At 60.2% G+C, this 12,988-nt stretch carries 10 protein-coding genes; 7 read left to right on the forward strand and 3 right to left on the reverse strand.

Annotated features, from left to right (window positions below; translation table 11 throughout):
* Positions 1–6: 6 nt before the first annotated feature.
* Both ACQRAX_RS16560 and edd read right to left on the reverse strand, forming a co-directional pair.
* Entirely contained in the window at positions 7–960 is a 954-nt protein-coding gene (locus tag ACQRAX_RS16560) for a glucokinase (RefSeq protein ID WP_412038773.1), read from the reverse strand.
* Positions 957–2,783 carry a phosphogluconate dehydratase gene (edd, locus tag ACQRAX_RS16565; protein ID WP_412038772.1) on the reverse strand — a complete coding sequence of 609 codons (1,827 nt, stop codon included), beginning with the start codon at positions 2,781–2,783 and terminating at the stop codon, positions 957–959. The genes ACQRAX_RS16560 and edd overlap by 4 nt, the downstream gene beginning before the upstream one ends.
* Positions 2,784–3,051: 268 nt before the next feature.
* On the opposite strand from edd, the gene gap reads away from it, so the two are divergent.
* The 6 genes from gap (at position 3,052) to ACQRAX_RS16595 (ending at position 9,651) form a co-directional block, all read left to right on the forward strand.
* Complete coding sequence (gene gap / locus ACQRAX_RS16570) at positions 3,052–4,053, forward strand: type I glyceraldehyde-3-phosphate dehydrogenase (RefSeq protein WP_412038771.1); 1,002 nt, start codon at positions 3,052–3,054, stop codon at positions 4,051–4,053.
* A gap of 125 nt (positions 4,054–4,178) precedes the next feature.
* On the forward strand, positions 4,179–4,697 hold the full coding sequence (locus ACQRAX_RS16575) for an RNA polymerase sigma factor (protein ID WP_412038770.1): 519 nt from the start codon (positions 4,179–4,181) through the stop codon (positions 4,695–4,697).
* Between the two features lie 65 nt (positions 4,698–4,762).
* Entirely contained in the window at positions 4,763–5,725 is a 963-nt protein-coding gene (locus tag ACQRAX_RS16580) for a FecR family protein (RefSeq protein ID WP_412038769.1), read from the forward strand.
* Between the two features lie 119 nt (positions 5,726–5,844).
* Complete coding sequence (locus ACQRAX_RS16585; RefSeq protein ID WP_412038768.1) at positions 5,845–8,439, forward strand: TonB-dependent receptor; 2,595 nt, start codon at positions 5,845–5,847, stop codon at positions 8,437–8,439.
* A 112-nt stretch (positions 8,440–8,551) separates the two neighbouring features.
* Positions 8,552–9,166, forward strand: a complete 615-nt coding sequence (locus ACQRAX_RS16590) for a biliverdin-producing heme oxygenase (protein WP_412038767.1) — start codon at positions 8,552–8,554, stop codon at positions 9,164–9,166.
* Between the two features lie 59 nt (positions 9,167–9,225).
* Positions 9,226–9,651: a YbaN family protein gene (locus ACQRAX_RS16595; RefSeq protein ID WP_412038766.1), complete on the forward strand. Its 426-nt coding sequence runs from the start codon at positions 9,226–9,228 to the stop codon at positions 9,649–9,651.
* A 35-nt stretch (positions 9,652–9,686) separates the two neighbouring features.
* Here the strand turns inward: ACQRAX_RS16595 and arcD (ACQRAX_RS16600) are convergent, their stop codons facing one another.
* Positions 9,687–11,114 carry an arginine-ornithine antiporter gene (arcD, locus tag ACQRAX_RS16600; RefSeq protein ID WP_412038765.1) on the reverse strand — a complete coding sequence of 476 codons (1,428 nt, stop codon included), beginning with the start codon at positions 11,112–11,114 and terminating at the stop codon, positions 9,687–9,689.
* Positions 11,115–11,555: 441 nt separating this feature from the next.
* Between arcD (ACQRAX_RS16600) and arcD (ACQRAX_RS16605) the strand changes: the two genes are divergently transcribed.
* The gene (gene arcD, locus ACQRAX_RS16605) at positions 11,556–12,983 is read left to right on the forward strand and encodes an arginine-ornithine antiporter (protein ID WP_412038764.1); all 1,428 of its coding nucleotides are present in this window, start codon (positions 11,556–11,558) and stop codon (positions 12,981–12,983) included.
* Positions 12,984–12,988 lie beyond the last annotated feature (5 nt).

Below are 12,988 nucleotides of genomic sequence, written 5' to 3' on the forward strand. Positions count from 1 at the left end.
CCTGGGCTAACTTGCCTGCTGCAACGCCACCCCGGCGCCGAGCAAACCGGAAAATTCAGCAGTCACTAGCCACACCGGAATACCCTTGAAATAGCCACTCATGCAACCCTTCTCGGCAAAGCTGTCGGCAAAACCACTGGCCAAGAACAGCTCGGCAAACCGGGGAATGACGCCGCCGACAATATAGACGCCGCCGCGGCCGCCAAGGGTTAATACATTGTTGCCGGCCACCCGCCCCAGAAAGCGGCAGAACTGCTCGATCACTGCCAACGCCAACGGCTCACCAGCCAGCGCGGCATCGGTGATGGCGGCTGGGCTCTGCAGCAGCGCCGATTGCCCGTCCAATGCACAGATTGCCTGGTACAAGCGCAACAGACCGCCGCCGCTGAGCACGGTTTCGGCACTGACATGGCCTGTTTCACTGGCGATCTGTTGACGGATCTGCGCCTCGCGGGTGTTGCCCACCGGCAAGTCGACGTGCCCACCCTCACCAGGCAGCGCCATCCAGCGACCATCCTCCAGCCCCAACAACGTCCCCACGCCCAAGCCAGTGCCAGGGCCGATCACCACCGCCGGACGCCCAGCTTCAGGCGTGCCGTGGCATACCGTACGACATTCGTCAGGCTGCAGCCGGGTCATCCCCAAGGCCATGGCGGTAAAGTCATTGATCAGCAACAGCTGCTCGATCTGCAAAGTCTTACAGAAGGCCTGGCGACTGAGCCGCCAATGATTGTTGGTGAAGCGAAATTCATCACCGCTGACCGGTCCAGCCACCGCCAGGCAGACTGCAGCCAACTCGCCCTTGGCCAAACCTTGAACCTGCAGATACGCACCAATGGCCTGCTCGGGGCTGGTGTAGTCGGCGGTGGCAAATACCTGCACCGAATGCATCCGGTTATTTTCCCAGAGGGCAAAGCGGGCGTTGGTACCGCCGATATCGCCAACCAGGGCGCGCTTCATTTCAACTGCTCCAGCGCCGAAGTGAAGGCGCTGGCACCCTGCTCTGCCGGGCTCAGGGCCATGCGCATAAAGCCGAACAGTTCCCGACCGCAGCCCAGGTCATTGCCCGTAGGGGCCGGCGGGATTTCCCGGTCGGCCAACTCAGCAGCGTCGAGTTTGACGCTGAGGGTGCCGGCCACGCCGTCGACGCGAACGATATCGCCATCGCGCACGCGTGCCAGTGGCCCTCCATCAAAGGCCTCCGGGCAGACATGAATGGCCGCCGGGATTTTCCCCGAAGCACCGGACATGCGCCCGTCCGTGACCAAGGCCACTTTGAAACCACGGTCCTGCAACACGCCGAGGAACGGGGTCATCTTGTGCAGTTCGGGCATACCATTGCAACGTGGCCCCTGAAAGCGCATCACCGCGACAAAATCACATTCCAGCTCACCGGCCTGAAAGGCATCGGCCAACGCTTGCTGATCGTGGAACACCCGCGCTGGCGCTTCGACCACCTGATGCTCAGGGGCAACAGCGGAAACCTTCATGACGCCGCGCCCCAGGTTACCTTCCATCACTCGCAGGCCACCTTCGGGGGAGAACGGCCGCGCGACCGGGCGCAGGATCGCTTCATCCAGGCTCGCTTGCGGCCCTTCGCGCCAGACCAGCTTGCCGTCCTGCAGGAACGGCTCCTGGGTGTAACGACGCAGGCCATGACCAGCAACGGTGTTGACGTCCTCATGTAGCAGCCCGGCATCGAGCAACTCGCGGATCAGCAAGGCCATGCCGCCCGCCGCCTGGAAATGGTTGATGTCAGCTTTGCCGTTGGGGTAAACGTGGGACAGGGTCGGCACCACCTCGGACAGCTCGGCCATGTCTTGCCAGGTCAACTGGATACCTGCGGCCTGGGCAATCGCCGGCATGTGCAGGGTGTGGTTGGTCGAGCCGCCCGTGGCATGCAGGGCAACGATGGAGTTGACCAGGGACTTTTCGTCGACAATCTCGCCCAGCGGCATGAAGTCGCCGCTGGCCTTGGTCATGCGCGTAACTTGTTGTGCAGCTTCGATGGTGAGCGCATCACGTAGCGGCGTATAGGGGTTGACGAAGGAGGCGCCGGGCAAGTGCAGGCCCATCACTTCCATCAGCAATTGGTTGGTGTTGGCGGTGCCGTAAAAGGTACAGGTGCCGGGGCTGTGGTAGGACTTCATTTCCGATTCCAACAGCGCTTCGCGGCTGGCCTTGCCCTCAGCGTAACGCTGGCGCACGTCGGCTTTTTCCTTGTTGGAAATACCCGAAGGCATTGGTCCGCCAGGCACGAAAATGGTCGGCAGGTGACCAAAGCGCAGCGCGCCCATCAACAGGCCCGGGACGATCTTGTCGCAGATACCGAGCATCAGCGCCGCATCGAACATGTTGTGTGACAACGCAATGGCGGTGGACAGGGCGATCACTTCGCGGCTGGCAATTCCCAACTCCATACCTGGCTCGCCCTGGGTCACGCCATCGCACATGGCCGGCACACCGCCAGCAAACTGGCCCACCGAGCCGATATCGCGCAGGGCCTGCTTGATCTGTTCGGGATAGTGCTGGTAAGGCTGGTGCGCCGAGAGCATGTCGTTGTAGGCCGAGACGATGGCGACGTTGGCCGCATTCATCATGCGCAGGCTGTTCTTGTCCTGGGTGCCACAACCCGCCACACCGTGGGCGAAGTTGGCGCATTGCAATTTGGCCCGCATCGGCCCGTCGCTGGCAGCGCCACGAATCAACTGCAAGTAGCGTTCACGGGTAGGACGGCTGCGGGCGATCAGCCGTTGGGTGACCTCAAGAATGCGCGGATGCATGTACTGGACTCCAGGCTAACGGTGGTTGCGACCTCTGCGGCAGTTTCCCTAATCAACAATCGCCACCTAGGCTCAAAGCCAGGGGCTGCTGTTGTGGGAGGAACGGCTTGGCCGATCGCTCGTTGTAGATTGAACAAAATATTGCCAGCAAAAAGGCTTGTTTTCTATTTTTTTACGAATAATCTTGTAATTCCAATAACAAAATCAGATTCAGTGAAGCAGTTCCTCATTTGCCACGGGCTTCACCCGGTCTGCCAGAGGTAGCTCCATGACCCTTCGCATCGCAATCAACGGCTTTGGCCGCATTGGCCGCAACGTCCTTCGTGCACTCTATACCCAAGGCTACCGCCAAGACCTGCAGGTCGTCGCGATCAACGACCTGGGCGACAGCGCGATCAATGCGCACCTGCTCAAATACGACAGCGTGCATGGCGTCTTTGCTGCCAGCGTCGAGTCCGATCACGAAAGCCTGACCGTCAATGGCGACCGCATTGCTGTCAGTGCCATCCGCAACCCGGCCGAGCTGCCGTGGAAAGCCGAAGCCATCGATGTCGTATTTGAATGCACCGGGCGCTTCACCGACCGAGCCAAGGCAACCGCTCATCTTACTGCCGGCGCACGCAAAGTCATTATTTCGGCACCGGCCAAAGGCGCCGATGCGACGATTGTCTACGGGGTCAATCACGACATTCTGCGCCCTTCGCACCAGATCATCTCCAGCGCTTCCTGTACCACCAACTGCCTGGCCCCCCTGGCCCAGGTGCTGCACCGCGAGTTGGGCATCGAACAAGGCCTGATGACCACCATCCACGCCTTCACCAATGACCAGAGCCTGACCGACGTCCACCACAGTGATCCGTTCCGCGCCCGCGCCGCTACTCAGTCAATGATTCCGAGCAAAACTGGCGCGGCCGAAGCCGTCGGCCTAGTGCTACCGGAACTGGCCGGAAAACTCACCGGCATGGCGGTGCGGGTGCCGGTGATCAACGTGTCGCTGGTCGACCTGACCGTCACCCTCAAGCGCGACACCAGCGTCGAAGAGGTCAACAGCTTGCTCAAGGACGCCAGCCGTCACTCCAAGGTCCTGGGTTACAACAGCCTGCCGCTGGTGTCCTGTGACTTCAACCACAATCCGCTGTCGTCGATCTTCGACGCCAACCATACGCGGGTCAGTGGTCGCATGCTCAAAGTGCTGGCCTGGTATGACAACGAGTGGGGGTTTTCCAACCGTATGCTGGATAACTGCCTGGCCTTGTGTAACGCCGAGTAAATCTCTGTGAGAATCGGCATTGCCGGCGATGGGCTGCGGCGCAGCCCCAAGATATAGGCATTCGCACTTGACCAACTCGCTTATGATAAGCATTATCATTCGCTTCGCATTGGTCGGGTATCGCTGTGAGTCAGTCCCAGTTCAACGCTGTATTCCTCGCCCAGCGGGTCAGCCTGCTGCGCACGTTGCAGCGTATGGTCGACAACCCCAGCACCGCCGAAGACCTGCTGCAGGAAACCTACCTGCGTGTCACCCGAGCACTGGGCGAGCGTCCGATTGAGCACCTTGAGCCCTTCGTGTTTCAGACTGCCCGCAACCTCGCCCTCGATCACCTGCGCGCGCGTCGGGCGCAAGCACGCAACCTAGTAGATGATGTTCCCGAACAAGTCCTGCACAACGTCGCCGCCCCCAGCAGCAGCGCTGAAGACGCAGCCCATGCCGAGCAATTGCTCAAGCGCCTGAGCGTCAGCCTCGGCCAATTAACTGCGCGCCAGCAACGGATTTTCATCCTCAGTCGTCTGCACGGTGCCAGCTACCTGGAAATTGCCGGGCAGCTCAATGTTTCGGCCAGCACGGTTCAGAAGGAACTGAAACTGATCATGGCCATCTGTGTAGGCGTTGCCAATCGTCTGGACCACGATTAATGCTGGCTTGCCAGCTACGCCGTTACGCTTGATCATAAATAGAACGACAAGACCCAGGATTTACCGTGACCGATAGCGCCTCTGATCGCCCTTCGCCGCCAGACCCGGCTGCCTGCGACAGTGCCATGGACCAGGCGCTGGACTGGCTGATCCGCCTACAGTGCGCCAGCGTCGAAGACACCCAGGCTTTCCAAGCTTGGCTGGAAGCCGACCCTGCCAATGCCCAGGCCTACGTCGAAGCCGAAGCCCTGTGGCACGGCGACATCCTGCGCCAAGCCGCCAACCAGATGGCCCAAGCCCAGCGCCCCTCGCGCCTGGCGCGTTTGCGCCCCCACTGGAAGCCCCTGGCCGTTGCCGCGGTACTGCTGCTCGGCGTGTTCACTGTCGGCAATCTGCCGGTGCGCCTGCAAGCCGATCACCTGACGGTGGTTGGCGAGCGTCAGCGCCTGCAGCTTGAGGACGGCTCGAAGGTGTTGCTCAACACCAACTCGGCATTCTCCAGCGATATCGATGCCCGCCAGCGTGTCGCCCACCTGTACCAGGGTGAAGCATTCTTCGAGGTCCCGGCAGGCCGCAGCCAGCCGCTGGAAGTGCAAGCCGGGCCGCTGCGCGCCAGCGTCCGTGACAGCGATTTCGCCGTGCGCTATCTCGACGGCGAGGCCCAGGTACGTGTGCAACGCGGCGATGTCGACCTGCAGGGCAGCAGTGATCAGCGTATTCGCCTGTCCAGTGGCGACAGTATTCGGCTCGGGCCCAATGGCTTTGGCCAGCGCGAACGCGTCGACGCGCAGAAAGACCTAGCGTGGGTCCAGGGTCGCCTGATCTTTGAGAACTGCCCACTGAATCAGGTAGTGGCCGAGTTGCGTCGTTACTATCCGGGCCTGATCATTTCGCGTAACGAGCGCCTGGAGCAGATTGCGGTCACCGGCAACTACCGCCTGGACCAACCGCTGGAAACCCTGCGCGCCTTGGCGCACATCACTTCGGCACAGCTGTACGAGCTCCCCGCCGTGGTCATTCTTAACTGATCGGAAAGTTTTTTTACGCGATCCCCTGAGGCGTTACGTCTCGTTATAGCCAATGCAACTGATTCTTATTTTTGGATCAGCCCGCACCTATAACATTCGCGCGACAGGGAGCGCTTTCGATGCACACTGGTTTTACTCGTCGGTCATCAGACACTTCACGTACGCCTGGCCTGCAACGTTGCACGCTCTCCCTGTTGACCCTGGCCATGCTCGCCAGCGGTGCCTGCAGCCTGCCAGCACTGGCCGCAGAGCCGGCCCAGGCCAGCGCCGCACGCATGGGTGACTACCGCTTTGCCATCAACCAGCAGCCACTGGTCTCGGCGCTCAATGCCTTCACGGCAGTGACCGGCTGGCAGGTAGGGCTGTCGGCCGAGCTGGCTGAAGGCGTGGCCTCACCAGGTGTACAGGGTTCACTGAAACCGGAAGCTGCCTTGCAGCGCCTGCTGGCCGGCACCGGCCTGAAATACCGCACCCTCAGTGCGGGTAACGTGGTGCTCGAGCGCAGCACGTCCAGCGCCATCGCCCTGCAGCAGATTACCGTCAGCGCTACCCGTAGCGCCCAGGACATCAGCCAGGTGCCGAGTACCGTGTCGGTACAGACCCGCGAGCAGCTCGACCGCCAAAACGTCAACACCATCAAGGACCTGGTGCGCTATGAGCCCGGAGTTTCGGTCGGTGGTACCGGCCAGCGCAGCGGACTGAACGGCTATAACATCCGGGGTATCGACGGTGAGCGGGTGCTGACCCAGATTGACGGCGTGTCGATTCCTGACAGCTTCTTCTTTGGGCCTTACGCCCAAACCCAGCGCAATTATGTCGACCCAGAGATCGTCAAGCGCGTGGAAATTCTCCGCGGTCCGGCGTCGGTGCTGTACGGCAGCAACGCCATCGGTGGCGCGGTCAGTTACTTCACCCTCGACCCTGACGACATTATCAAACCTGGCCAGGACGTCGGCGCCCGCCTGAAGACGGGTTACAGCTCGGCAGACGAAAGCTGGCTGAACTCAGCCACTGTTGCCGGACGCCAAGGCGACTTCGACGGCCTGCTGCACCTGAGCCAACGCAATGGCCATGAAACTGAGTCCTATAGCAGCCACGGCGGTACCGGCCTTGAACGTACCGAGGCCAACCCTGAAGACGTGCGCACCACCAACATTCTGGCTAAGGCTGGCTGGAACTATGCCGACGACTCGCGCCTGGCCTTGACCTACGAGCATTACAAGGACGACCGCGACCTGAATCAACTGAGCTCGGTGGGCGGTCCGTTCATTCCGGGCTTTGGCGCCATGAACTCGTACCGTGACCGGACCGGTAATGACACCATCACCCGCGAACGCTTCGGCATCAACCACGAATTCGCCCTCGGCAGCCTGCTTGCCGACAACGTGAAGTGGAGCCTGAACTACCAGATCGGCAAGACCGATCAGCGCACCGAAGAGCTCTATGTTGCTGGTGGCCGCGAGGTGTTCCGTAATCGCCAGACCACCTACAAGGATCGTCAGTGGCTGTTTGATGCCCAACTGGACAAAGCTTTCAGCATTGGCGAGACCGAGCACCTGCTGACCTATGGCACCACCCTCAAACATCAGAAAGTCACCGGTTCGCGTAGTGGCACCGGCACCTGCTTGAATGTCGGCGGCACCTGCACGGCCATCGGTGCCGACAGCCCGCGTGATGGCCAGGAACGGGTCAGCGACTTCCCGGATCCAACCGTCAATACCTACAGCCTGTTCGCCCAGGACGAGATCCGCTGGAACCAATGGACCTTCCTGCCAGGTGTGCGCTACGACTACACCAAGATGACCCCGGACATGACCGACGAATTCCTCCTTGGCGTCGATGCAAAACCTGGCGAGCCAATCGACGACGACGCCAAGAAATGGCACCGGGTATCACCCAAGTTCGGCATCACCTATGCCTTCAACAACAATTACACCTGGTACGGCCAGTACGCCGAAGGCTTCCGTACGCCGACCGCCAAAGCGCTCTATGGTCGCTTTGAAAACCCGGGCCTGGGCTACAGCGTGCGTGGCAACCCCAATCTGGAGCCGGAAAAGAGCAAAAGCTACGAAACCGGTCTGCGTGGCAACTTCGACGCTGGTAACTTCGATGTGGCGGTGTTCTACAACAAGTACCGCGATTTCATCAATGAAGACGCCGTGCAGGGCAACGACCTGGGCCAGACCTTCGAAGCCAGCAACATCAAGCACGCCACCATCAAAGGGGCCGAGTTCAAGGGTCGCCTGAACCTGGATGCGTTTGGCGCACCCCAAGGCCTGTACACCCAAGGTTCGCTGGCATATGCCTATGGCCGCAACGACGACAACGGCCAGCCGCTCAACAGCGTCAACCCACTGACTGCGGTGATGGGCCTGGGCTACGAACAAGAGCAGTATGGCGCCCTGCTGAGCTGGACCCTGGTCAAGCGCAAGGACCGGGTCGACGACACCACCTTCTTCGCCCCCGACGGTGCCAGCAAGCAGTTCCGTACGCCGGGCTACGGCGTGCTCGATCTGGCTGGCTTCTACAAAGTCACCGACGACATCACCGTCAACGCTGGCCTGTACAACCTGACCGACAAGAAATACTGGCAGTGGGATGACGTGCGCGGCTACGACGGCCTCGGCGAAGCGGCTGTCACCTCCCCGGCCAACCTTGATCGCCTGACCATGCCTGGTCGTAATTTCGCCATCAACCTGGTCTGGGACATCTGAAGCTTCGCGGGGCTTGCCCCGCGATTAACGTTCCCCAGGTGAGGTTTTTTTACTGTCGCCCGTCCTCTTGTTCGTCTAGTCACTAGGCACGCCCATTTCGCAAGGAATCACCATGACCGCCGCAACCCCCACCGAACGCGCCAGCCTGCGTTCGCAACGCCTGAACCAGCTGACCCATGCCCCGCACAGCGAGCTGGACGCCTTGGTCAAATCTCACGCGCCGTTCGAAACCCGCGAAAGCTTCGCCCGCTTCGTCGTCGCCCAGTACCTGTTCCAGAATGAACTCAAGGCGCTGTACACCGACCCGACGCTGATCGCCATCGTCCCTGACTTGGCCGAACGCTGCCGCGCCGAACAGGCTGGCCTGGACCTGGCCGACCTCAACACCGAGATTCCCGCTGACTTCGCTGGCGCCGTCGAAAACCCAAGCCTGGGCGAAGCCATGGGCTGGATCTTCGTTTCTGAAGGCTCCAAGCTGGGTGCTGCATTCCTGATCAAACGCGCCGTAGTGCTGGGCCTGTCCGACAGTTTCGGTGCCCGTCACCTGGGCGAGCCTGCCGGTGGCCGCGCTGAAGGCTGGAAGCAGTTCACCCGCATCCTCGACGGCCTGCAATTGAGCGCCGAAGAAGAAGCCAAAGCCGAAAAAGGTGCAGTAGCCGCGTTCGAGCGCTTCACCGAATTGCTCAAACACGCCTACGCGACTGCGCCTAAAGCCGAACTGGCCTGATGCGCCGCACCCGGTTACCCTCGTGGTAACCGGGCCTTACCCGTGCAACCGACGACCCCATGACCCGCCCTGCTGCTTCGAAACTTTCACGTCTGCTGTTTGGCCTCCTGGCCTACGTCAGCCTGGGCATCGGCCTGGTCGCAATCGTCGTGCCTGGCTTACCCACCACCGAATTCATTCTGCTCGCCGCCTGGGCCGCCACCCGCAGCTCACCGCGCCTGAGTGCCTGGCTGGAAAATCATCGTTTGTTTGGCCCGATCCTGCACAACTGGCGCAATGGTAAGGTCATCCAGCGTCGCGCCAAACTCAGCGCCACTGTCAGCATGCTGTTGTGCGCGAGCCTGATGCTGGTGTTCCTCGATCACGCTTGGCCGGTGTTTCTTGCCATTGGCGGCATGGCCTTGGGCAACCTGTGGATCTGGTCACGGCCGGAAGCTGTACGGGGAGCGGATGAACTAGGCTCGGTGAAATCTTCGCAGATGTAGCCGCAGCGTGGCGGCAGCGGCTACACCACGGTTCGTTACAAGGTCAGCAGCCCCGCATACAGGCCATACGCCGCCACTACAGCGCCCACGAGCACCCCGGCAAAGATCAGCTTTTCCCAATGGGTGAACAGCCCCTGGCCCTGCTCATGCTTGGCCCGGGCAAACAGAATCACCCCAGGTGCATACAGCAACGCCGACAGCAGCAAGTACTTCAAGCCACCGGCATACAGCAGCCAGATTGCATAAACCAGGGCGATGCCTGCAATCAACAGGTCTTTGCGTCGCGCACCTGGATGCCCCTCATACGACTCGCCACGCACTGCCAGCAACACGGCATAAGCCGCCGACCACAAATACGGCACCAAAATCATCGACGAGGCCAGGTAGATCAGGCTGGTGTAGGTACCCGCCGAGAACAGTGTGATCAGCAAAAACAGCTGGATCATGATGTTGGTCAGCCATAGCGCGTTGGACGGCACATGGTTGGGATTTTCATGGGCCAGAAAGCGCGGCATGGTCTGGTCGCGGGCGGTGGCAAAGAGGATCTCAGCGCAGAGCAAGGCCCAGGACAACAGGGCACCGAGCAATGAAATCGCCAAGCCGATACTGATCAGCAAAGCGCCCCAGGGCCCGACGATATGCTCCAGCACCGAGGCCAGCGACGGGTTCTGCAGCGCCGCCAGTTCCGGCTGGGTCATGACCCCCAACGACAGCACGTTGACCATCACCAGCAAGGCCAGCACACCAATGAAGCCGATCACCGTGGCCTTACCGACGTCCGAACGCTTCTGCGCCCTGCCTGAGTAAACACTGGCGCCTTCGATACCGATAAACACGAACACCGTCACCAGCATCATGTTGCGTACCTGATCGAGCACGCTACCGAATTTCGGGTTGCTCAAGCCCCAGATGTCGCGGGTGAAGATGTCGGCACGAAACGCCACTGCGGCGATGACGATGAACATCACCAGCGGCACGATCTTGGCCACGGTGGTCACCTGGTTGATGAACGCCGCCTCTTTGATCCCGCGCAACACCAGAAAATGCACAGCCCAGAGCAGCAGCGAAGCGCAAGCAATGGCGATCGGTGTGTTGCCTTCGCCAAACACCGGGAAGTAGAAACCCAAGGTGCTGAACAACAGGACGAAGTAACCGACGTTGCCCAGCCAAGCACTGATCCAGTACCCCCAGGCGGAAGAAAAGCCCATGTAATCGCCGAAGCCGGCCTTGGCATAGGCATACACCCCCGAGTCGAGCTCCGGCTTGCGGTTGGCCAAAGTCTGGAACACAAAGGCCAGGGCCAACATACCGACCGCGGTGATCCCCCAGCCGATCAGTACCGCTCCGACGTCGGCGCGCGCTGCCATGTTCTGTGGCAACGAGAAAATTCCGCCGCCGATCATCGAACCGACCACCAGCGCGATCAACGCACCCAGGCGCAGTTTTTGTCCAGATTCGGACATGCACATCCCCTTTCTGTCTCGTCTTTGTAACCTCAGGGGTTCACCCTGAGTTAAATATAGACACAGTTTAGGCGTTTATAGGTATTCCGTCTTTAAAACTATAACCCTCATAACTAGTGCGTCTATACCCAAGATATTAATCGGTGGGTTTTGTGCACCGCTCGAGATGCTTCCAGTAAATAAGAAAAAATCTTGTCAAAAATTTGCTAAACCTGTGAAACGGGCTAGCTTCAAATCTCGCAGGCTGTCAGAGCGACTGCTCTAAATCACCATGGAGGTGCCTGTGTACGAGGCTTGCAGCATTGCCATCGGCATACTCCGGGGGGAGCTCTTTCAGTCATTGAAGCAATGGAATGCCCTATTAACTGACCTGAATCAGCTTATGAATACGTCGCTGGATTTACTCTAGCTTCATCTCTTCTCCTGATACGGAGTTATTCGATGTCAGACGCTCCCGGAAAACTACGACTAGGTGCCCTTGTTGCACTTGTAGTCGGCTCTATGATCGGCGGCGGGATTTTTTCGCTGCCACAAAACATGGCTGCCAGTGCTGATGTAGGTGCTGTTCTGATCGGCTGGGGCATCACCGCTATCGGTATGTTGACCCTGGCCTTTGTGTTCCAGACCTTGGCCAATCGAAAGCCGGACCTTGACGGTGGGGTGTATGCCTACGCCAAGGCCGGCTTCGGCGATTACATGGGCTTTTCGTCCGCCTGGGGGTACTGGATCAGTGCCTGGCTGGGCAACGTCGGTTACTTCGTTCTGCTGTTCAGTACCCTGGGCTACTTTTTCCCGATCTTTGGCGAGGGCAATACCCCGGCCGCGATCATCGGCGCCTCGGTATTGCTCTGGGCCGTACACTTTTTGGTACTGCGCGGGATCAAGGAGGCGGCCTTCATCAACCTGGTCACCACCGTGGCCAAGGTCGTACCACTGGCGCTGTTCATCCTGATCGCCGTGTTCGCGTTCAAACTGGACATCTTCACCGCTGACATCTGGGGCACCATGAACCCCGATCTGGGCAGCGTGATGAACCAGGTGCGCAACATGATGCTGGTCACTGTTTGGGTGTTCATCGGTATCGAAGGTGCGAGTATCTTCTCGGCCCGGGCAGAAAAACGCTCGGACGTCGGTAAGGCCACCGTGATCGGCTTCATCACCGTGCTGCTGTTCCTGGTACTGGTGAATGTGCTGTCGCTGGGCATCATGACTCAGCCTGAACTGGCCAAACTGCAGAACCCGTCGATGGCCGCGGTGCTTGAGCACGTGGTCGGTCACTGGGGTGCAGTGCTGATCAGCGTCGGTCTGATCATCTCGCTGCTCGGTGCCCTGCTCTCCTGGGTCCTGCTGTGTGCCGAGATCATGTTCGCCGCCGCCAAAGACCACACCATGCCGGAGTTCCTGCGCCGCGAGAATGCCAACCACGTACCGGCCAACGCCCTATGGCTGACCAACGCCATGGTGCAGATCTTCCTGGTCATCACCCTGTTCTCGGCCAGTACCTACCTGTCGCTGATCTACCTCGCCACCTCGATGATCCTGGTGCCTTACCTGTGGTCGGCGGCCTATGCCTTCCTGCTGGCATGGCGCAGCGAGACCTATGAACAAGCCCTGGCCGAACGCAAGAAAGACCTGATCATCGGCGGCATTGCCCTGATCTACGCGCTCTGGCTGCTGTACGCCGGTGGCGTCAAATACCTACTGCTCTCGGCCCTGCTCTATGCCCCTGGCGTGATCCTGTTCGCCAAGGCCAAGCGCGAGGTCGGTCAACCCATCTTTACCAATGTGGAGAAGCTGCTTTTCGCCGCCGTGGTTGTTGGCGCCCTGGTGGCTGCCTATGGCCTCTACGACGGCTTCCTGACTCTGTAACCCCC

Origin of the sequence: Pseudomonas sp. UM16 (genome assembly GCF_050312595.1) — a bacterium.
In the GTDB taxonomy this organism is placed as follows: domain Bacteria; phylum Pseudomonadota; class Gammaproteobacteria; order Pseudomonadales; family Pseudomonadaceae; genus Aquipseudomonas.

Coding starts and splice junctions, on each gene's coding strand:
- edd (WP_412038772.1), bottom strand. CDS start 2,783: ATGCATCCGCGCATTCTTGAGGTCACCCAACGGCTGATCGCCCGCAGC.
- arcD (WP_412038765.1), bottom strand. CDS start 11,114: ATGTCCGAATCTGGACAAAAACTGCGCCTGGGTGCGTTGATCGCGCTG.
- ACQRAX_RS16590 (WP_412038767.1), top strand. CDS start 8,552: ATGACCGCCGCAACCCCCACCGAACGCGCCAGCCTGCGTTCGCAACGC.
- arcD (WP_412038764.1), top strand. CDS start 11,556: ATGTCAGACGCTCCCGGAAAACTACGACTAGGTGCCCTTGTTGCACTT.
- ACQRAX_RS16585 (WP_412038768.1), top strand. CDS start 5,845: ATGCACACTGGTTTTACTCGTCGGTCATCAGACACTTCACGTACGCCT.
- gap (WP_412038771.1), top strand. CDS start 3,052: ATGACCCTTCGCATCGCAATCAACGGCTTTGGCCGCATTGGCCGCAAC.
- ACQRAX_RS16560 (WP_412038773.1), bottom strand. CDS start 960: ATGAAGCGCGCCCTGGTTGGCGATATCGGCGGTACCAACGCCCGCTTT.
- ACQRAX_RS16595 (WP_412038766.1), top strand. CDS start 9,226: ATGACCCGCCCTGCTGCTTCGAAACTTTCACGTCTGCTGTTTGGCCTC.